At 63.2% G+C, this 19,815-nt stretch carries 20 protein-coding genes, 2 tRNA genes and 1 pseudogene; 14 read left to right on the top strand and 9 right to left on the bottom strand.

Annotation, left to right across the window (positions count from 1 at the left end; genetic code table 11):
* The first annotated feature begins 66 nt into the window (after positions 1-66).
* The 5 genes from ACQ858_RS14070 (at position 67) to ACQ858_RS14050 (ending at position 2,982) form a co-directional block, all read left to right on the top strand.
* Positions 67-339 carry an HU family DNA-binding protein gene (locus tag ACQ858_RS14070; protein ID WP_007830705.1) on the top strand — a complete coding sequence of 91 codons (273 nt, stop codon included), beginning with the start codon at positions 67-69 and terminating at the stop codon, positions 337-339.
* Positions 340-356: 17 nt separating this feature from the next.
* Positions 357-432, top strand: a tRNA-Val gene (locus ACQ858_RS14065).
* Positions 433-508: 76 nt separating this feature from the next.
* Entirely contained in the window at positions 509-2,422 is a 1,914-nt protein-coding gene (locus tag ACQ858_RS14060) for a SurA N-terminal domain-containing protein (protein WP_431273321.1), read from the top strand.
* A gap of 29 nt (positions 2,423-2,451) precedes the next feature.
* A tRNA-His gene (locus ACQ858_RS14055) sits at positions 2,452-2,527 on the top strand.
* 116 nt (positions 2,528-2,643) lie between these two features.
* Positions 2,644-2,982, top strand: coding sequence for an H-NS family nucleoid-associated regulatory protein (locus tag ACQ858_RS14050; RefSeq protein ID WP_431273320.1), 339 nt, complete (start codon positions 2,644-2,646; stop codon positions 2,980-2,982).
* Between the two features lie 67 nt (positions 2,983-3,049).
* On the opposite strand, the gene ACQ858_RS14045 is transcribed toward ACQ858_RS14050, so the two are convergent.
* Complete coding sequence (locus ACQ858_RS14045) at positions 3,050-4,036, bottom strand: NADPH:quinone oxidoreductase family protein (RefSeq protein WP_431273319.1); 987 nt, start codon at positions 4,034-4,036, stop codon at positions 3,050-3,052.
* A 128-nt stretch (positions 4,037-4,164) separates the two neighbouring features.
* Here ACQ858_RS14045 and surE point away from each other — a divergent pair, with 128 nt between their 5' ends.
* From surE to rlmD, 5 genes are all read left to right on the top strand, one after another.
* Positions 4,165-4,929, top strand: a complete 765-nt coding sequence (gene surE, locus ACQ858_RS14040; RefSeq protein WP_431273318.1) for a 5'/3'-nucleotidase SurE — start codon at positions 4,165-4,167, stop codon at positions 4,927-4,929.
* A gap of 1 nt (position 4,930) precedes the next feature.
* Positions 4,931-5,704 (top strand): protein-L-isoaspartate(D-aspartate) O-methyltransferase, encoded by a 774-nt coding sequence (locus ACQ858_RS14035; protein WP_431273317.1) that lies wholly within the window; start codon positions 4,931-4,933, stop codon positions 5,702-5,704.
* Between the two features lie 11 nt (positions 5,705-5,715).
* A complete protein-coding gene (locus tag ACQ858_RS14030) occupies positions 5,716-6,642 on the top strand; it encodes a peptidoglycan DD-metalloendopeptidase family protein (protein ID WP_431273316.1) in 927 nt (308 codons plus the stop codon).
* A 173-nt stretch (positions 6,643-6,815) separates the two neighbouring features.
* The gene (locus ACQ858_RS14025) at positions 6,816-7,691 is read left to right on the top strand and encodes a sigma-70 family RNA polymerase sigma factor (RefSeq protein ID WP_431276861.1); all 876 of its coding nucleotides are present in this window, start codon (positions 6,816-6,818) and stop codon (positions 7,689-7,691) included.
* Between the two features lie 41 nt (positions 7,692-7,732).
* Positions 7,733-9,169 carry a 23S rRNA (uracil(1939)-C(5))-methyltransferase RlmD gene (gene rlmD, locus ACQ858_RS14020; protein ID WP_431273315.1) on the top strand — a complete coding sequence of 479 codons (1,437 nt, stop codon included), beginning with the start codon at positions 7,733-7,735 and terminating at the stop codon, positions 9,167-9,169.
* Positions 9,170-9,222: 53 nt separating this feature from the next.
* Here rlmD and ACQ858_RS14015 read toward each other — a convergent pair whose 3' ends face one another.
* A complete protein-coding gene (locus ACQ858_RS14015; protein ID WP_431273314.1) occupies positions 9,223-9,924 on the bottom strand; it encodes a Bax inhibitor-1/YccA family protein in 702 nt (233 codons plus the stop codon).
* Positions 9,925-10,093: 169 nt separating this feature from the next.
* On the opposite strand from ACQ858_RS14015, the gene ACQ858_RS14010 reads away from it, so the two are divergent.
* Entirely contained in the window at positions 10,094-10,501 is a 408-nt protein-coding gene (locus ACQ858_RS14010) for a GlcG/HbpS family heme-binding protein (protein WP_088957639.1), read from the top strand.
* 184 nt (positions 10,502-10,685) lie between these two features.
* Here the strand turns inward: ACQ858_RS14010 and hemP are convergent, their stop codons facing one another.
* The 6 genes and pseudogenes from hemP to bfr all read right to left on the bottom strand — a co-directional run bounded on the left by hemP (position 10,686) and on the right by bfr (position 13,832).
* Positions 10,686-10,901, bottom strand: coding sequence for a hemin uptake protein HemP (hemP, locus tag ACQ858_RS14005; RefSeq protein WP_431273313.1), 216 nt, complete (start codon positions 10,899-10,901; stop codon positions 10,686-10,688).
* A 100-nt stretch (positions 10,902-11,001) separates the two neighbouring features.
* Positions 11,002-11,415: an ExbD/TolR family protein gene (locus tag ACQ858_RS14000; RefSeq protein ID WP_431273312.1), complete on the bottom strand. Its 414-nt coding sequence runs from the start codon at positions 11,413-11,415 to the stop codon at positions 11,002-11,004.
* Positions 11,416-11,420: 5 nt separating this feature from the next.
* Positions 11,421-12,135, bottom strand: a pseudogene (locus tag ACQ858_RS13995) (MotA/TolQ/ExbB proton channel family protein).
* 19 nt (positions 12,136-12,154) lie between these two features.
* On the bottom strand, positions 12,155-12,841 hold the full coding sequence (locus tag ACQ858_RS13990; protein WP_431276860.1) for an energy transducer TonB: 687 nt from the start codon (positions 12,839-12,841) through the stop codon (positions 12,155-12,157).
* Positions 12,842-12,939: 98 nt separating this feature from the next.
* The gene (locus ACQ858_RS13985; RefSeq protein WP_431276859.1) at positions 12,940-13,212 is read right to left on the bottom strand and encodes a (2Fe-2S)-binding protein; all 273 of its coding nucleotides are present in this window, start codon (positions 13,210-13,212) and stop codon (positions 12,940-12,942) included.
* A gap of 143 nt (positions 13,213-13,355) precedes the next feature.
* Complete coding sequence (bfr, locus tag ACQ858_RS13980; protein ID WP_431273311.1) at positions 13,356-13,832, bottom strand: bacterioferritin; 477 nt, start codon at positions 13,830-13,832, stop codon at positions 13,356-13,358.
* A 216-nt stretch (positions 13,833-14,048) separates the two neighbouring features.
* Between bfr and ahpC the strand changes: the two genes are divergently transcribed.
* Both ahpC and ahpF read left to right on the top strand, forming a co-directional pair.
* Positions 14,049-14,621 (top strand): alkyl hydroperoxide reductase subunit C, encoded by a 573-nt coding sequence (ahpC, locus tag ACQ858_RS13975; RefSeq protein ID WP_431273310.1) that lies wholly within the window; start codon positions 14,049-14,051, stop codon positions 14,619-14,621.
* A gap of 81 nt (positions 14,622-14,702) precedes the next feature.
* The gene (gene ahpF / locus ACQ858_RS13970; RefSeq protein ID WP_431273309.1) at positions 14,703-16,277 is read left to right on the top strand and encodes an alkyl hydroperoxide reductase subunit F; all 1,575 of its coding nucleotides are present in this window, start codon (positions 14,703-14,705) and stop codon (positions 16,275-16,277) included.
* Positions 16,278-16,406: 129 nt separating this feature from the next.
* On the opposite strand, the gene ppsR is transcribed toward ahpF, so the two are convergent.
* The gene (gene ppsR, locus ACQ858_RS13965; protein ID WP_431273308.1) at positions 16,407-17,228 is read right to left on the bottom strand and encodes a posphoenolpyruvate synthetase regulatory kinase/phosphorylase PpsR; all 822 of its coding nucleotides are present in this window, start codon (positions 17,226-17,228) and stop codon (positions 16,407-16,409) included.
* 191 nt (positions 17,229-17,419) lie between these two features.
* Between ppsR and ppsA the strand changes: the two genes are divergently transcribed.
* Positions 17,420-19,813 (top strand): phosphoenolpyruvate synthase, encoded by a 2,394-nt coding sequence (gene ppsA, locus ACQ858_RS13960; protein WP_431276858.1) that lies wholly within the window; start codon positions 17,420-17,422, stop codon positions 19,811-19,813.
* Positions 19,814-19,815: the final 2 nt, after the last annotated feature.

The raw sequence follows: 19,815 nt of genomic DNA, 5'->3' as shown, positions 1-19,815 counted from the left end.
CGGCATTCGTCGCGAGCACGTGATCGCTTCTGACCCTGATCAACATTTTTTCTACAAGGGGCCCTTGTGAACAAGACCGAACTGATTGAGCACATCGCAAAGAACGCCGACATTTCCAAAGCCGCTGCCACGCGCGCACTCGAGTCCACCATCGGCGCCATTCGGACCACGCTCAAGAAAGGCGGCTCGGTGTCGCTCGTCGGTTTCGGTACTTTCGCTGTCGGCAAGCGCGCGGCGCGCACCGGTCGCAATCCGCGTACCGGCGACGCGATTAAAATCAAGGCCGCCAAGATTCCGAAGTTCCGTCCCGGCAAAGCGCTCAAGGACGCCTTGAACTGAGATCAGTGTTTCCGGTGGGGTGCTTAGCTCAGCTGGTAGAGCGGCGCCCTTACAAGGCGTAGGTCGGGGGTTCGAACCCCTCAGCACCCACCACCCGATACAAGAAGGCGAACTGAGTGTTCGCCTTTTTTGTTGCCGTTTCGCAATCCGTCAAAGAGAGTGCTCCAGCATGTTTGATTCCTTCCGCAAGTACAACAAGATCATCATGGGGTTCTTGTTCTTGCTGATCATTCCGTCGTTCGTGCTGTTCGGCGTCAATCGCTATGAGGGAAGCGGCAAGGCCGATAAGGTGGCCCGCGTGGACGGCGCCGACATCACCCGCCCGGAATGGGAGCAGCAGCATCGCAACGAAGTCGACCGGATCCGCCAGCAGGCGCCGAACATCGAGCCGGCTTTGCTCGATTCCGATGCCGCGCGCTATGCGACGCTCGAGCGCATGGTCCGCGATCGCGTGCTCGCAGCGGCAGCCTCGAAGTCGAACATGACGGTTTCCGAGGAGCGGCTTGCACGTCTCTTCGCCGAGAATGCCGGCCTCGCCGCCTTCCGTACGCCCGATGGAAAGTTCGACCGCGAGGGCTTCATGCGGGCTACCGGCCGCACGCCGGAGCAATACGAAGCCGCTGTCCGCGCAGAGCTCGCCACGCAGCAGGTGTCGCTCGGCATTTCCGGGACCGCGTTCGCGAGCGCCGCGCAAGCCGCGGCGACACTCAATGCGTTCTATGACCGTCGCGAGATCCAGGTGGCGCAGTTCAAGCCGGCCGATTTCGCCTCGAAAGTCAACGTGACCGATGCCGATCTGCAAGCTTTCTACAAGGATCATTCCGCGCAGTTCCAGGCGCCGGAAGCGGCCAACGTCGAATACCTCGTGCTCGATCTCGACGCGGCCAAGAAGAACATCGTGGTCAGCGACGCGGATCTGCGCAGCTACTACGACCAGAACAGTGCCCGCTTCGGCAGCAAGGAAGAGCGGCGCGCGAGCCACATCCTGATCGCCGCTCCCGCCGGTGCGCCTGCGGCCGAGCGCGAAAAGGCCCGCGCGAGAGCAGAGCAACTGCTGGCCGAAGTCCGCAAGGCGCCCGGCACCTTCGCGGAGGTGGCGCGCAAGAATTCGCAGGATTCCGGTTCGGCCGAAAAGGGCGGTGACCTCGACTTCGTGACACGCGGTGCGATGGTCAAGCCTTTCGAAGATGCCCTGTTCGCGCTCAAGAAGGGCGAGATCAGCGACGTGGTCGAAACCGAGTTCGGCTTTCACATCATTCACCTCAATGACATCAAGCCGGCAGTGGTGCCGCCGTTCGAAAAGGTCCGTGCCACCATCGAGAACGAAGTCCGCGGCCAGCAGGCGACGCAGGAGTTCGCCAAGGCGGCCGAAACCTTCACCGACATCATCTATCAGCAGCCCGACAGCCTGAAGCCGGCGGCCGAGAAGTTGAACCTCGCCATTCAGACGGCGAACAACGTTCGACGGGTGCCCCTGCCGGGCGCCGCGGGGCCTCTCGGAAACCGGAATTTCCTGAACGCGCTTTTCGCCCCTGATTCGCTCGAACGCAAGCACAACACCGAAGCCATCGAGATTGGCGCGAACCAGCTCGCAGCCGGTCGCGTGACGCAGTACTCGCCGGCGCGGGCCCTGCCGTTCGACGAAGTGAAGGACAAGGTCCGGGCGCAGCTCGTTGCGGAGCGCTCCGCGGCGCTCGCGAAGGCAGAGGGCACGGCCAAGCTCGCGGCTTGGCAGGCTGATCCGGCTGGCGCCGCCTTCGGTTCGTCGGTCACGGTGTCGAGGCTGGAGGCGCAATCCCAGCCGCCGCAGGTGATCGAGGCCGCCCTGCGCGCCGATAGCGCCAAGCTGCCGGTGCTGGTCGGGGCCGATCTTGGCGCCCAAGGCTTTGCCGTCGTGCGCGTCATCAAGACCGTGCCGCGCACGGCGCCGACGCCGGAAGGGGCCAAGCAGGAAAGCGAGCAGTACGGACAGGCCGTCGGTGCTGCCGAGACGGCCGCCTACTACGAGATGCTGAAGAACCGATTCAAGGCGGAAATCTTGGTCCCGAAGCCATCGGATTCCGCCATCGGCTCCGAAAGGTAGTTTTTCACGCTACAATCGCGGGCTCTGCGGTGGCTGTAGCTCAGTTGGTAGAGTCCCAGATTGTGATTCTGGTCGTCGTGGGTTCGAGTCCCATCAGCCACCCCAAACTGCATTGATCAAAAGCGCCGACCCCCGGGTCGGCGCTTTTTTTGTGCGCCTCGTTTGCTGTAATTGCAAACTCAATTAGAATTTTTACTTTCCAATTCGGAGGATTAGCACCGATGGCCTCGACACTTGCCGACATCAATTCCCAGATCAAGAAGCACGATGAACAGATCGCGCAATTGCGCAAGCAGGCCGAAGAGCTCAGGAATCAGGAGCGGGCCGGTGTGATCGAGGAAGTGCGCAAGAAGATCGCGGAATACGGTTTGACTGCCTCCGATCTGAAACTCACGGGACGCGGTAGCAGAAGGAACACGGTGGCGGTTCCTGCAAAGGCGGCCGCAAAGTACCGCAGCCCGACGGGAGAGACCTGGTCCGGCGGTCGCGGTCGCAAGCCGCGCTGGGTGTCCGAGGCGCTGGCTGCGGGTAAATCGCTGTCCGACTTCGAAATCAAGTAAGTCCTTGGGCCTCAACTAAAAAAGCCCGCGGATCGCGGGCTTTTTTATTGGGCGGTCTTGTGGCGCTTCAGTTGACGAGAACCAGCTTGCCCTTCACGCCGCGCGAGCCCATGTGCGCGTAGGCGGCCTTGAGGTCCGCCATGGGCATGGTGCTGTCGATGACGGGCTTGATCTTGCCCTGGCCGTACCATTTGGCCAATTCGGCCATCATCTGCGCATTGGCCTTGGGCTCGCGCTTGGCGAAATCCCCCCAGAACACGCCCACCAGCGATGCGCCTTTGAGAAGCGCCAAATTCAGAGGCAGCGAGGGAATGGGGCCTGCGGCGAAACCGACGACCAGATAGCGGCCACGCCACGCGATCGACCGGAATGCGGGCTCGGCGAATTCACCACCGACCGGATCGTAAATGACATCCGGTCCTTTGCCATCGGTCGCGGCCTTGACCGCGTCGCGGAATGCATTGGGGAGACCGTGTGTCGTGTAGTTGATCGTCGCATCCGCACCAATGGACTTGCAAAGTTCGCATTTCTCGTCGGTGGAGGCCGCGGCAATCACCTTGGCCCCTGCTGCCTTTGCAATCTGAATTGCGGCCGTCCCGACACCGCCGGCGGCGCCGAGAACAAGGACGGTTTCGCCGGCCTTCAATTGAGCGCGATCCATCAGCGCATGCCACGACGTTGCGTAAATCATGATGAAAGCCGCCGCATCGACATAGCCAAAGCCATCGGGCAGGGGCATGCACAGTGCCGCCGGTGCGAGCGTGTGCGTCCCGAAGCCGCCGGTGCCGGAAAGACACGCGACGTTCTGGCCCACGCGCAGGTTCGTGACGCCGTCGCCGACTGCCGCGACCACGCCCGCGTATTCGGATCCCGGAACGAAGGGCAGCGGGGGCTTGATCTGGTATTTGTTCTGGACGATCAGAAGATCGGGAAAATTCAGGCTCGCGGCCTTGATTTCAACCAGGACCTGACCCGGACCGGGCTGCGGCGTCGGCAGTTCTTTCCATGTCAGCGCATCGACGCCGACGGGGTTTTCGCAGAGCCATGCATGCATGCTCGTGTCTCCTGTAGATGGGGCGGGGGATGAAGAAAAGTGCGGGCGATGATAGGCCTCGCATGATGGCGATGTTGTCCCAGTCGTGACGCACCCGCGGCCTACAATCTTGCGGACTCCCAGACGCCATGAAGATACTTATTTCGAACGACGACGGTTATCAGGCCCCAGGCATCGTGGCGCTGCACGATGCGCTCAAGGATGTGGCCGAGGTCGAAGTGGTCGCGCCCGAGCACAACAACAGCGCCAAGTCGAACGCGCTCACGCTGGCGGCACCGCTGTATGTGCATGCCGCGCACAACGGTTTTCGCTATGTCACCGGTACGCCCGCCGATTGCGTGCACATTGCGCTGAAGGGTTTGCTCGACTATCGGCCCGATCTCGTGGTTTCGGGCATCAACAACGGTGCCAACATGGGTGATGACACGATCTACTCGGGCACTGTCGGTGCGGCCATGGAGGCCTATCTGTTCGGCATCCCGGCCATTGCCTTTTCCCAGATCGAAAAGGGCTGGGCGCATATCGATGCCGCCGCGCGTGCCGCGAGAAGACTCGTGCAGCAAATTGAACGCGAGAAGATGATCGGGGGGCCCGCCTTCCTGCTCAACGTCAACATTCCCAATCTGCCGTTCGAACAACTGAAGCCGGTCAAGGTGTGCAGACTCGGTCGTCGTCATGCCGCCGAGAAAGTGATCACGCAGGACAGCCCCCGCGGCGAAACCATGTACTGGATCGCCGGCGCCGGCGGCGCGAAGGACAGCAGTGAAGGCACGGACTTCCATGCGACGGCGGCGGGCCATATCGCTTTGACACCTTTGCAGATCGACCTGACCGACCACGCCCGTCTGAGCCACTGGCGAGACACGGTGGTTCGACTCGGCGAGTCTTCCTGACATGGCAGGCCAACGTCCCGGGTTTCCGGCGCGGCTGACGACTGGGGCGCCCGCGGCAGTTCGCGGGCGGACTCCCGCAGTTCCCGCAAGACCGGCGGTGCATGCGACACCGTCGATGGCATCCGATGCCGTGCGAGCGCGCATGGTGCAGCGTCTGGCTGCGCAAGGGATCGCCGATGCACGTGTGCTGCGCGCGATGGGCGCGGTCGAGCGACACATGTTCGTCGACAGCGCGCTGGTCAATCAGGCCTATGAAGACACCAGCCTGCCGATCGGATTGGGCCAGACCATCTCGAAGCCCAACGTGGTGGCGCGCATGATCGAGCTGTTGCTCGCTGCGCCCTCGCTGGCGAACAAGCCGGGCGATCGACTGGGCCGCGTTCTCGAGATCGGCACGGGTTGCGGCTACCAGGCCGCGGTACTGAGCCACGTCGCGACCGAGGTCTACAGCATCGAGCGTCTGCGAGGTCTTCATGAACGTGCGCGCGCGAACCTCCGGCCGTTTCGACTAGCGACCGTCCACCTGTTGCTGGGCGACGGCATGGTGGGCTATGCCAAGGGGGCACCGTACGCTGGAATCATCGCCGCGGCAGGCGGCGAAGCGGTGCCGGAAGCTTGGGTCGCACAGTTGGCTGTCGGCGGGAGAATCGTTGCACCGACCCAGTCATCGACCGGAGGACAAGCCCTCGTCGTCATTGACAAAACCGCGCGTGGAACGGAGCGTCGCGTTCTTGAGGCGGTTCACTTTGTCCCCCTAAAATCGGGAATTGCTTGAAGGAAGAACACATGCAGGGTATTGGCAATCGGGGCTGGCTTGCCGGCATCACGCTGGTGGTTGCGCTCGTGATTGTGGGGTGTTCAACGCCGAGCGGTCCGGTGCCCGTCGAAGACCGCGGCACCATGACGCGCGCGCCGGGTGCAGGCACGACAAACGTGCCCCCGGCGATCGGTGTCCCTCCGATCACTACCGATCCATCAGGCAAGCCGTTGGCTGGCATCGAGAACTACGGCAAGCCTGGCTACTACGCGGTACGACCCGGCGACACGATTCGTCGCATCGGTGCGGAGACGGGCCAGAGCTGGCAGAACATCGCGAAGTGGAACAACCTCGACAATCCTGACCTCATCGAAGTCGGACAGGTTCTGCGCGTGATCCCGCCAGTGGGTACGGCGACGGCGTCGGCACCTCCTGTTGCATCGGCCACGGAGGCGGCCGGTCGACCAGCGACGCAGCCGGTCGTCGCGCCGGCCACTGCAGCGGCGGCATCGTCGGCGAATGGCGCCGCGGTCAAGCCGTCCGTGCCGGTGACCGCGTCGCCGACGCCGCCTGCGGCGTCGGGTGACGAAGACGTGGGCTGGATCTGGCCTGCGCAAGGCACCTTGATCGCGGGCTTCGATGAAGCCAAGAACAAGGGCCTCGACATCAGCGGCAAGGCGGGCGATTCGGTTCTCGCAGCCGCCGATGGCCGTGTCGTGTATGCGGGTGCGGGCTTGAGAGGCTACGGCAACCTCATCATCCTGAAGCACAACAACACCTACCTGACCGCTTACGCGCACAACCGTACGCTGCTGGTCAAGGAGGACCAGTCCGTGCAGAAGGGGCAGAAGATTGCCGAGATGGGCAACAGCGATGCGGATCGCGTCAAGCTGCACTTCGAAATCCGCCGTCAGGGCAAGCCGGTCGACCCGGCGCGCTACCTGCCGCCACGCTAGCGTGCCATGGCCAACGCCCGCCCTTATCGCACTCCCGTCGTGCGGCGAGGGGCGGGTAACGGGGGACGTCGGCATTCGACCCGGCGCACGCGGCCGATTCAGAACTCACGAACGCCCACGAATCGATCGATGGCGCCGGGGGCGACAGGCACGACGCGAACCCGCGCAGCACCATTGCGGTCGATCTGTCCGGCGAGAGTGGCGATTCGCTGACGCTCTATTTGCGCGAGATTCGCCGGACGGAGCTTTTCACCCCCGAAGAGGAATATCGAACCGCATGTGCCGCGCGCAATGGCGACTTCGCTGCGCGGCAATCGATGATCGAGCACAACCTTCGTCTCGTCGTCAATATCGCCAAGGGCTATCTCGGCCGCAGCGTGCCGATGGCGGATCTGATCGAGGAAGGCAATCTCGGGCTCATGCATGCGATCAACAAGTTCGAGCCGGAGCGGGGCTTTCGCTTCTCGACTTACGCGACCTGGTGGATCCGCCAATCGATCGAGCGTGCCGCGATGATGCAGGCGCGGGCGATTCGCCTGCCTGTCCATGTGGTGCGCGAGCTTCAGCAGGTGATGCGTGCGCGCCGCACGCTGGAGGGTGATCCGGAGTTCGTCGCCCGGCGGCCCGACGGCATCCGCGTCGAAGACGTTGCCGCATTGCTCGGCCGCGAGGTCCAGGAAGTGGCCGATCTCATGGCGCTCGCCGAGGCGCCGCGTTCGCTGGACGCCGGAAGCGAGCGTGGCGAAGACAGCTTCACGCTCGCCGACACGGTGGCGTCGGACGACGAGGGCGGCAACCCCACCGGCGTCACGCAGAGGCATGAGATCGAGCGGCTTCTCGATCAATGGATCCTCGCTCTCACGGAGCGCGAGCGCGAGGTGCTCGAAGGGCGCTACGGCCTGCATGACCGCGATCCGGAAACGCTGGAAGTCCTGAGTGTCCGTCTCGGCCTGACGCGCGAGCGCGTGCGTCAGATTCAGAACGAGGCGATCTCCAAGATGCGGCGGCAGTTGGCGCGTGCCGGCGTTCAGCGCGACGCGCTGTTGTGAGCCTCGCGCGGGCGGCCGGCCTCGCCTGAGACAATCGGCGCATGACGGATCCGAAAGCGAAGAACGAGGAGCAGCAGCGCTCCAGCGATGAATGGCTGCAGGTCGAATCGCTCGACCTCGATGCGCAAGGCGTGGCCCACAAGGCCGATGGAATGGTGGTGTTCGTGGAAGGCGCATTGCCTTTCGAAGAGGTGCAGTTCAATGTGCACCGCAAGAAGAACAACTGGGAGCAAGGAACGGTCACGAAGATCGGCCGCGAGTCGTCCCAACGTGTGCGGCCCGGCTGCCCGCATTTCGGCTTGCACCCCGGTGCGTGCGGCGGCTGCAAGATGCAGCACCTCGAGGCGGCCGCGCAGGTGGCCGTGAAGCAGCGTGCGCTCGAAGACAACCTCTGGCACCTCGGCAAAGTCCGGCCGGACAACATCCTGCGTCCGCTCGAGGGGCCCGCGTGGCACTACCGCTATCGTGCGCGCCTTTCGGTGCGGCACGTGGTGAAGAAGGGCACGGTGCTCATTGGCTTCCACGAGCGCAAGAGCCGCTATCTGGCGGACATGAAGGTGTGCCCGGTGCTGCCGCTGCAGGTCAGCGACATGCTGATGCCGCTGCGCGAGCTCATCGGTTCGCTGGATGCGCGCGATACCTGCCCGCAGATCGAACTCGCATGCGGCGACGCGGCGGACGGGCTCGGGCTGGGCGTGATCGCGCTCGTGCTGAGGCATCTGGAGCCGCTTTCCGGTGCGGACATCGATCGCCTGAAGGCGTTCGCCGCGCAGCACCAGGGCGTTCAATGGTGGCTGCAAGCCAAGGGACCGGACTCCGTCAAGCTGCTGGAGGAGGGCGGACCGGCGCTGGCCTACGAACTGCCGGAATTCGGCGTCAGGATGCCGTTCAAGCCGACCGATTTCACGCAGGTCAATCCGCACATCAATCGAGTCCTGGTCAGCCGTGCGCTCCGGTTGCTCGATGTCCGGTCGGACGAGCGTGTCATCGACTGGTTCTGCGGATTGGGCAACTTCACCTTGCCGCTGGCGACCCGGGCGCGCGAAGTGCTGGGCATCGAAGGCAGCGACACGTTGGTGGCTCGCGCAACCCAGAATCTCGAGCGGAATCGTCCTGCGACGGCAGGTCGGCGCGCGCTTGCTGCAACGCGCTTCGTCGCGCGGAATCTCTTCGAAATGACCCCCGAGATGCTCGTGGCCGATGGCCCAGCGGAAAAGTGGTTGGTCGATCCGCCGCGCGAGGGTGCGTTCGCGCTTACGAAGGCGCTGGCAGACCTGCATCAGCAGCCCGAGCTGAGAGGAAAGAGCTGGGTGCCGCCCAGGCGCATCGTCTACGTGAGCTGCAATCCATCGACACTGGCCCGCGACGCGGGCTTGCTCGTCCACCAGGCGGGGTACGGGTGCACGTTCGCGGGGGTGGTCAACATGTTCCCGCATACCGCGCACGTGGAGTCGATCGCGGTCTTCGATCTGGCATGAAAAAAGGGTCCGCGAGGACCCTTTTTCGTGAGGTGAGGTGAGGTGCGCTGGGCTCAGTCGCGTTCGCCGCCGAACACGCCCAGCAGCGCCAGGAGGCTCTGGAACACGTTGAACAGGTCCAGATAGAGCGCCAGGGTGGCGCTGATGTAGTTGGTTTCGCCCCCGTCGATGATCTGCTTGAGGTCGTACAGCATGTACGCCGAGAAGATGCCAATCGCTGCCACCGAAATGGCGAGCATGCCGGCGGTCGAGCCGACGAACACGTTGATGATCGCGCCGATCATCAGCACCATTGCACCGACGAACAGCCACTTGGCCATGCCGGACAGGTCGCGTTTGATCACCGTTGCGAGCGAGGCCATCACGAAGAACACGCCAGCCGTGCCGCCGAATGCGGTCATGACGAGTTCGGCCCCGTTCCTGAAACCGAGCACGGCCGCAATCAGGCGCGAGAGCATCAGGCCCATGAAGAAGGTGAAGCCCAAAAGAACCGGAACGCCGGCGCCTGAATTCTTGGTCTTCTCGATGGCGAACATGAAGCCGAAGGCGCCCCCGAGGAACACCATCATCCCGAGGCCGCCCGTGAGCGAGCGGGTGATGCCGGTGGCGACGCCGAGCCATGCGCCCAGGACGGTGGGAAGCAGGCTCAGGGCGAGCAGCCAGTAGGTGTTGCGCAGGACGCGCTGGCGGTCCGCCTGGGTCAGTGTCTGGCCATAGCCGACGGAGGTGGCGAGAGTGTTGACACGGTCGTTCATTGCTGAAGCTCCACAAATAATGTGCTGCACCGCTGCAGTTGGGGCGCATTCTAGGGCGCGACAAGAGGTGGAAAAAACAAATACCTGGATTCGAACGGTCTTGACGCGGCGCGTGTTCCCCCTGTGCGAGCGCTATGCTTCGAGGTTACGCAACTTTCCCGGACGATCCATGAAAACCAAGTCATTCCTCGAACTCGCCGATGTCAAGGCGATCGCTGCGGCAGCCGAGGCCGAAGCTGTCAAGAACAACTGGGCGGTGACCATCGCGATCGCCGACGATGGCGGTAACCTGCTGTGGCTGCAGCGTCTCGACGGCGCCGCGCCGCTCTCGTCCCACATTGCACCCGCCAAGGCCCATACCGCTGCGATGGGCCGCCGCGAAAGCAAGACCTACGAGGACATGATCAATGGTGGCCGGACGTCCTTCCTTACGGCGCCGGGCGTTCAGGGCTTGCTCGAAGGCGGCGTGCCGATCGTGAAGGACGGGAACGTCATCGGTGCCGTCGGCGTGAGCGGCGTCAAGTCCAACGAGGACGCGCAAATCGCTCGAGCGGGCATTGCAGCGCTCGGTCTCTGATCGATCGCGTCGGACGACCAAAACAAGAACGCCGACTCCCTGGGTCGGCGTTTTTTATGGCGGCGTCATTGTGGAAAAAGTGCATGGCTAGTCGGCGGACCGTTGGCTAGCAAAAAACGACCCGTCGGAGATGGCCTCCGGGAGTCGCCCCACGATGAAACTTGCGCGAGGGGCGGGCTGAGCCTCATTTGGTCAGGATCAGCTTGCCGAGCTTGGTGGCCTGCAGGCGATAGAGCGAACCGTTGTGCATGATGCCGACGGTCTTGCTGCCCTTGAGGAGTTCGGCGCTCTCCACGAGGGGGGCGGGACGCTCTGCCGCATCGCCGGAAGCGCGACCGCCGCCCGAGTGGTCCAGCGAGGGATGGTTCAGGACGGAGAAGGCATTGGGCGTGGCTTGCATCTTGAGAAATCCCGGTGATCGAGGCGATGTGCAAATGATAATGATTCGCAATAAAAAGTCAACGGGCGCGGCAGGTTTCTTGTGCCCTTCTGACGCCGACCTACTTCGGCTCGGGCTCCGTCACGAAGCCGATCTTGCGCACGCCCGCTTCGCGAGCGGCTGACATGACCTGTGCGATGCGCTCGTAGCGCACGGCTTTGTCCCCTCGGATGTGCAGTTCGGGTTGAGGCTCCTTGGCGGCTTCGGCGGCCATGCGCGACTTCATCTCCGAATCGTCGATCTTCTGATCGTTCCAGTAGTAGCTGCCATCGGCCGCCACCGTGAACAGGATGTTCTGCGGCTTGGTCTGTTCCGGCTCACTGCTCGCGCGCGGCAGATCGATGTTTACCGCGTGCTTCATCACCGGCACGGTGATGATGAAGATGATCAACAGGACCAGCATGACGTCGACCAGCGGCGTCATGTTGATCTCGTTCATGACCTCATCGGGTTCGTCTTGGGTTCCGAAGGCCATCGCGATCAGCCCTTCTTGAGCGCAACAACCGTGGCTTCGCTCGCGCTCTGAACGCGGGCGCCGGTGACGAAGTAGGCATGCAGGTCATGGGCGAAGCTGTTGAGCTTGGTCAGGACGAACTTGTTGCCACGGACGAGGGCGTTGTAGCCGAGCACGGCGGGAATGGCGACCGCCAGTGCCCAATGCCGTCATGATCAGAGCCTCGCCGATCGGACCGGCGACCTTGTCGATCGTGGCCTGGCCGGCGGAGCTGATGCTCATCAGCGCGTGATAGATGCCCCACACCGTGCCGAAGAGCCCGATGAAGGGCGCCGTCGAGCCCACCGATGCCAGCACGGCAAGGCCGGTTTGAAGGCGCGCGGTGAACTCGTCGATACCGTTGCGAAGTGCGCGCGTGATCCAGTCGCTCACGTCCAGCGCGTCATGCAGATGCGCCTTGGTGTTGCGATGGTGCGCAGCCGCCTCACGGCCTTCCAGAGCGAGTGCGCGGAACGGATTGCTGTCGTCCTTTCCCAACTTGTTGAGCGCGGTGGCGAAATCTTCGCTGTGCCAGAAGTCCTGCGAATGCTTGGCGAGGCGCTTGTACTTGATGACATCGAGCGCCTTGATCAGGATGACGATCCAGGATGCGAGCGACATGCCGATCAGCAGCAGTGCCACGGCCCGGGTCACGAAGTCACCTTGATGCCAGATATTCACCAGGCCGAATTGGGAATCCATACGAAGCTACTCCAGAGAATTAATTGAGAACCCAGTTGATCGGGACATTGAACTCCATCGGCTCAGCGACGCCGTTGCGCTTGCCCGGCACGTAGCGCCAACTCATGACGGCTTGGCGCGCAGCTTCGTCCAGTCTCTCGTAGCCGCTCGACCTGAATATCGTTGCCTGCTTGGGCAGACCGTCCACACCGATCAGCACGCGCACGATCGTCTTGCCTTGTTCGCCCAGCCTCCTGCTCATGGCGGGGTACGCGGGCTTCGGGTTCTGCAGGTAATCTGCGCTGCTCGAAGGCAACTGAACAGAAGGCGGTGCCGGCGGAGCAGGCGCAGGAGCAGGCGGCTCGGGCGGCGCAGGTGCCGCCATCGGTGCCGGCGGCGGAGGCGGTTCGAGGCTGCCTGTCGGCGCGTTGGGCGCGGGCTTTGGCTCGCGAATCGCCTGGGGCCGGGGCGGTGGAGGTGTCCTGGTGATTTGCCGCTTGGGTTCCGGCGGGGGAGGTGGCGGTGGCGGAGGCTCCTTGGGCTTCGGAGGCTCGACGAAGTCGCTCAGGATCTCGACCGGAATCACCACTTCCGCCGCTCGCCGCAGGAGGCCGCTCTGCAGTGCCCACAGCGCGGCGACATGAAGCAGCACCACGCCGCCCGCAATGACGACGTTGCGCGAGAGCCCGAAAGCCGAAGGGGGAGCTGAAAAGCGGTCAGACACGATGAGCCATTGGAGTGCGAGCACCCTTGGAGGTGCCCGTTGCGGCTGAACCGCCACGAGTCACTTGCGAAAGATCCACCAGACCGAGCTGGCGACGAAGATCAGGCTGCCGCCGAGGGCCGCGAAGAGTTCCATGCTTTGCTTTCCTTGATGGAATTGGCAAGCTGGATCGCCGCGGGCCCGGTGTCGCGATGCAGTGCCGCGATCGGATGCGAGGCGCTGCATTGAGCAACGACCTCGCGCGCGCAACTCTCGCATTGGCCGCATTGGGTGGCAACGCCGAGTTCGAACTGCACTTCGTCGAACGTCATGCCGGCTCGCACGTGGCGCGCGATTTCGCGGTCGGAGACTCGGCGGCATACGCAAACGATCATGGCGTGAAAGCGACTGGCTGGCTGTGTTGAAGAGGACTCGATTATAAATACGAATTCTTCGCATTTGCAATAACTATCGTCTAGAGCCGTTGTCCAGGGATGCCCGGCCACCTTGCCGGGACGCGAGGTGATCGGGGAGGGGCTTACTCGATCTCGCCCATCTGCGATTGCAGATAGTTCTGCAGGCCGACCTTGCCGAGCAGATCGATCTGGGTTTCGAGGAAGTCGATATGTTCTTCGGTGTCGTCCAGGATTTCCTGAAGGATGTCGCGCGACACGTAGTCACGAACCGACTCGCAGTGCGCGATGCCGGCCTTGATCGTCGCCTGCGCCCCCATTTCCGACTTGAGGTCGCACTCGAGGATCTCGGGGACGTCTTCGCCGATGTTGAGCTTGGCCAGATCCTGAAGATTCGGGAGCCCGTCGAGCATGAAGATGCGATCCATCAGCTTGTCCGCATGCTTCATCTCGCCGATGGATTCTTCGTACTCCTTCTTGGCGAGTTTGTCGAAGCCCCAGTGCTTGAGCATCCGGTAGTGGAGGAAGTACTGGTTGATCGCGGTCAACTCGTTCTTGAGTTGAGCCTGCAGATGATCGATGACTTGTGGGTCGCCCTTCATGATCTTCCCTTCTTCTTGAAACGATCGATTGTGAACGTGTTCCGACGGGCCGCAAGCGATTCGATGCTTGGTGCTCTGCATGAATTCGAGGCTGCCGGCACCGCTCGCATGCATAGGGGTACCCAATACTTTTGATAGCATGTAACTATCAATGACAGAGTATTGGTAGTTATACTAGTGGCTCGCCTTTTTCATTAGCCAACTAGGAACTCATCAATGTCCCTGATCAATACCGAAGTCGTCCCGTTCAAGGCAACCGCCTATCACAACGGCAAGTTCGTGCCCGTCTCGGAAGCAAGCTTCAAGGGCAAGTGGTCTGTTGTCGTGTTCTATCCGGCTGACTTCACTTTCGTGTGCCCGACCGAGCTCGGTGACCTCGCCGACCACTACGCCGAATTCCAGAAGCTGGGCGTGGAGATCTACGGTGTGTCGACCGACACGCACTTCACGCACAAGGCGTGGCACGACACCTCGGAAACCATCGCCAAGGTCAAGTACCCGCTGATCGGCGACCCGAGCCAGCAGCTCGCGCGCGCCTTCCAGGTTCTGATCGAAGAGGGCGAAGACGCCGGCCTTGCATACCGCGGCACCTTCGTGATCGACCCCAGCGGCAAGATCAAGACGATCGAAGTGCACGACAACGGCATCGGTCGCGACGCTGCCGAACTCCTGCGCCGCGTGAAGGCTGCGCAGTACGTTGCGGCACACCCGGGCGAAGTCTGCCCCGCCAAGTGGACGGAAGGCGCCGAGACGCTCAAGCCGTCGTTCGACCTGGTCGGCAAGATCTAAACCGTCTTCCCGCGCCATGGCCCGGGCGCGCGAGCTCCCGGGCCTTTTTGTTCCCGTTTGCATTCAAGGAAGTGAGTCCACATGCTCGACGCAGGTACCCAATCGCAACTTAAAAGCTATCTCGATCGCATCACGCAGCCGGTCGAAATCGTCGCATCGCTCGACGATAGCAAGGCCTCCAGCGATGTTCAGGCGCTGCTGAAGGATGTGGCCGAGTCGTCCTCGCTCATCAAGGTGGTCGAGAGCCGCGGCGACGACCATCGCAAGCCGTCTTTTTCGATCAATCGCCCCGGTGAAAACCATGGCCCCCGTTTCGCCGGTCTGCCGATGGGGCATGAGTTCACCTCGCTGGTGCTGGCGCTGCTGCAGGTCGGCGGCTACCCGCCCAAAGTGGAGGAAGCGGTGCTGGAGCAGATTCGTGCTCTCGACGGCGACTTCGAGTTCGAGGTCTATGTCTCCCTGACCTGCCACAACTGCCCGGACGTCGTGCAGGCGCTCAACCTGATGGCGGTGCAGAACCCGCGGATCAACGCGACGATGATCGACGGCTCGTTGTTCCAGGATGAAATCAAGGAACGCCAGATCATGGCGGTGCCGACGGTGTTCCTCAACGGCGCCGAATTCGGCCAGGGCCGCATGACTTTGGAGGAAATCCTCGCAAAGCTCGATTCGAGCGGCGTGGAGCGCGAGGCGAAGAAGATCGCCGCGAAGGACCCGTTCGACGTCCTCATCGTCGGTGGTGGGCCTGCGGGTGCGGCGGCTGCTGTGTACGCGGCGCGCAAGGGCATTCGCACCGGCGTGGCCGCTGAGCGTTTTGGCGGCCAGGTCCTCGACACTATGGGCATCGAGAACTTCATCTCGGTCAGGAAAACCGAAGGTCCCAAGTTCGCGCTCGCATTGGAGGAGCACGTGCGTGACTACGACGTGGACATCATGAATCTGCAGCGCGCCTCGGCTCTGGTGCCGTCCGGCGACTTGATCGAGGTCAAGCTCGAAAGCGGCGCTTCGCTCAAGAGCCGCTCGGTCGTGATCGCGACTGGCGCACGCTGGCGCAACATCAACGTGCCGGGCGAGCAGGAGTACAAGAACAAGGGCGTTGCGTACTGCCCGCACTGCGACGGCCCGCTCTTCAAGGGCAAGCGTGTCGCGGTGATCGGCGGCGGCAACTCGGGCGTCGAAGCGGCGATCGACCTCGCCGGCGTCGTGGGTCATGTCACGCTGATCGAATTCGACAAGCAACTGCGCGCCGATGCGGTGCTGCAGCGCAAGTTGCGCAGCCTCGCGAACGTGACGGTCGTCACCCATGCGCAGACCATGGAAATCACCGGCGACAAGCAGAAGGTCAATGGCCTGGTCTACAAGGACCGCGCGACCGGTGAAAGCCATCAGGTGGAGCTCGAGGGCGTGTTCATCCAGATCGGCCTCGTGCCGAACACCGACTGGCTCAGGGGCACGGTCGAGCTGTCGAGTCACGGCGAGATCATCGTGGATGCACGCGGCCAGACCTCGGTCCCTGGCGTGTTCGCGGCGGGCGATGCGACGACGGTGCCGTTCAAGCAGATCATCATTGCGGCCGGCGAGGGCGCGAAGGCGGCGCTGAGCGCCTTCGATCATCTGATCCGCACCTCGGCGCCCGCCGATGCCGCGGCCGCCTGAATCCACCAGCCTCAACCCGACGCGACCCAGCCCAGGGCACCCGCGGAACCGGCTCTGCCGGGCCGCCGGGTGCGCCCCCGGAGAGGGGGTGGCGCAGCGACACGAAGTGCGCGAAGCCTGGGGGAGAGCTCAGTACGTCAGGCGTTCCGGCCGTAGCTCTTGCAGGATGGTCGTCGCGATCTCTTCGATCGACTTGGTGGTGGTCGACAGCCAGCGGATGCCGGCGCGTCGCATCATGGCCTCAGCCTCGCTGACCTCGTGCCGGCAATTGTCGATGCTGGCATAGCGGGAATTCGGCCGGCGTTCGTTGCGGATTTCGGCCAGGCGCTCCGGCTGGATCGTCAGGCCGAAGATCTTCTTGCGGTGCGGCAGCAGAGCGGGCGGCAACTGCCTGCGATCGAAGTCTTCCGGGATCAGCGGGTAGTTGGCGGCCTTCAGTCCGTGCTGCATGGCCAGGTAGAGCGAGGTGGGCGTCTTGCCGCTACGGCTGACGCCGACCAGGATGACGTCGGCGTTTTCGAGGTCGCGGTTGCTCTGGCCGTCGTCATGCGCCAGGCTGAAATCGATCGCCTGGATGCGTTCGTTGTATTCCTTGCTCTTGCTCACGTCGCTGAAGCGGCCGATCCGGTGGTTGGATTTCGTCGCCAGCTCGATCTCCAGGGGCCGCACGAAGGTGCCGAACATGTCGAGCAGCATCCCCTTGCACTCGGTTTCAATCACCTCGAGCACTTCCATGTTGGCCAGCGTCGTGAAGACGATGGGGCGAACGCCTTCCAGTTCGGCGGTGTGGTTGATCCGCCGGACCGCCTGGTGCGCCTTGTCGACGGTGTCGGTGAACGGAAGCCTGATATGACGCGGCTTCATCTCGAATTGGGCCAGGACGGCGTTGCCGAAGGTCTCGGCGGTGATGCCAGTCCCGTCGGACACGAAGAAAACGGTGCGCGTGTGCATGATCTGTGGGCCTCGTCCAGAACCGCGCGCCGGTCTCGGCACGCCTACAATTCGGCTCATTATCGGGAATGCCACCGATCGTTCCCCAGCCCGAATTCCTCCCATGCATCCGACCCGGCGCCCAGAGCAACAAAAATGATCGCGTTGTGCCGTCTGTATGCAGCATCAGTTTCAACTTCTGGAGCTTTCCCATGTCTGCACTCTTCGAAGCGACCGCCCTGGTCGTACCGTTCGAAAACCTGAGGATGACCGACGTCGAGTCGGTCGGCGGCAAGAACGCCAGCCTCGGCGAGATGATTTCCCAACTGCCGCAGGGCGTGCGGGTCCCGACGGGCTTCGCAACCACTGCCCATGCCTTCCGTCAGTTCCTGGCGCATGGCGGCCTGGCCGACAAGATCAGCGCGCGCACGGCAAGCCTGGACACCGAGGACGTCCGCGCGCTGGCCGCAGCCGGCGCCGAGATCCGCGCCATGGTCGAGGCCCAGCCTTTCCCGGCCGACCTGCAGAAGGCGATCGAATCGGCATTCGCAACCCTTTCCGCCGGCAATCCGCAGGCAAGCTTCGCTGTCCGCTCGTCGGCCACGGCGGAAGATCTGCCGGATGCCTCTTTCGCCGGCCAGCAGGAAACCTTCCTGAACGTGGTCGGCATCGAGGACGTCCTTCACAAGATGAAGGAGGTTTTTGCGTCCCTTTACAACGACCGCGCGATCAGCTACCGGGTGCACAAGGGTTTCGCGCACGACGTGGTGGCGCTGTCGGCCGGCGTCCAGCGCATGGTTCGCAGCGATCTCGGGGCGGCCGGCGTCATGTTCACCATCGACACCGAATCGGGCTTCGAGGACGTGGTGTTCATCACTTCGAGCTACGGCCTCGGTGAAACGGTGGTGCAGGGCGCGGTCAATCCCGACGAGTTCTACGTCCACAAGCCGACCCTTCGCGCCGGCAAGCGCGCGGTGATCCGCCGCAATCTTGGCTCGAAGCTGATCCAGATGGAATTTGCCACGGCAGCCGAAAAGGCTGCCACCGGCAAGCTCGTCAAGACCACGGACGTCCCGGCCGAGCAGCGCAACCGCTACTCGCTGACCGATGCCGACGTCGAGCAGCTCGCCAAGTACGCGCTGGTGATCGAGCAGCACTATGGCCGGCCCATGGACATCGAGTGGGGCAAGGACGGCACGGACGGTCAGCTCTACATCCTCCAGGCCCGCCCGGAAACCGTGAAGAGCCAGCAGTTCGGCAAGTCGGAGCAGCGTTACAAGCTGCTCGGCAAGGGTGCCGTGCTCGCCGAGGGGCGTGCGATCGGACAGAAGATCGGGACCGGCCCGGTCCGTTTGGTCCACAGCATCAGCGAAATGGACAAGGTGCAGCCCGGCGACGTGCTCGTGACCGACATGACCGACCCGAACTGGGAGCCGGTGATGAAGCGCGCTTCCGCCATCGTCACCAACCGGGGCGGGCGCACCTGCCATGCGGCCATCATCGCGCGCGAGCTGGGGATCCCTGCGGTGGTGGGATGCGGCGACGCGACCGATCTCTTGAAGGATGGCACGCTCGTTACCGTCAGCTGCGCCGAGGGCGATACCGGCTTCATCTACGACGGGCTGCTGGAAACCGAAGTGACCGAGGTCCAACGCGGCGAGATGCCGCCGATCGATGTGAAGGTCATGATGAACGTGGGCAATCCCCAACTGGCGTTCGACTTTGCCCAACTGCCGAATCAAGGCGTCGGGCTGGCCCGTCTCGAATTCATCATCAACAACAACATCGGCGTGCATCCGAAGGCCATCCTCGACTACCCGAACGTCGATGCCGACCTCAAGAAGGCGGTCGAATCGGTGGCGCGCGGCCACGCCTCGCCGCGTGCGTTCTACGTCGACAAGGTGGCGGAAGGCATCGCGACCATTGCCGCTGCGTTCTGGCCCAAGCCGGTGATCGTGCGGCTTTCCGATTTCAAGTCCAACGAGTACCGCAAGCTGATCGGCGGGAGTCGCTACGAGCCCGAGGAAGAAAACCCCATGCTCGGCTTCCGCGGTGCGGCGCGCTATCTCAGCGACGAATTCAGCGAGGCGTTTGCCATGGAGTGCGAGGCGCTCAAGCGCGTGCGCGGTGAAATGGGCCTGACGAACATCCAGATCATGGTGCCGTTCGTGCGCACGCTGGGGCAGGCCGAGCGCGTCACCGGTCTCTTGGCAGAGCACGGCCTGAAGCGCGGCGAGAACGAACTCAAGCTGATCATGATGTGCGAGGTGCCGAGCAATGCGGTGCTGCCGGAGGATTTCCTGAAGCACTTCGACGGGTTCTCGATCGGCTCCAACGACCTGACTCAGCTCACGCTCGGGCTTGACCGCGATTCGGGCCTGGAACTGCTTGCGGCGGACTTCGACGAGCGTGACCCGGCTGTGAAGGCACTGCTCGCCCGCGTCATCAAGGCCTGCAAGTCGCAGGGCAAATACGTCGGCATCTGCGGCCAGGGGCCCAGCGACCATCCGGACTTCGCCTTGTGGCTGGCGGAGCAGGGCATCGAGTCGATTTCGCTCAATCCGGACAGCGTGATCGACACCTGGACGCAGCTCGCTGCGCGCTGATC

It is taken from the genome of Variovorax ureilyticus, from assembly GCF_050632185.1.
In the GTDB taxonomy this organism is placed as follows: domain Bacteria; phylum Pseudomonadota; class Gammaproteobacteria; order Burkholderiales; family Burkholderiaceae_C; genus Variovorax; species Variovorax ureilyticus_A.
This window is presented reverse-complemented; position numbering and strand designations above follow the sequence as displayed.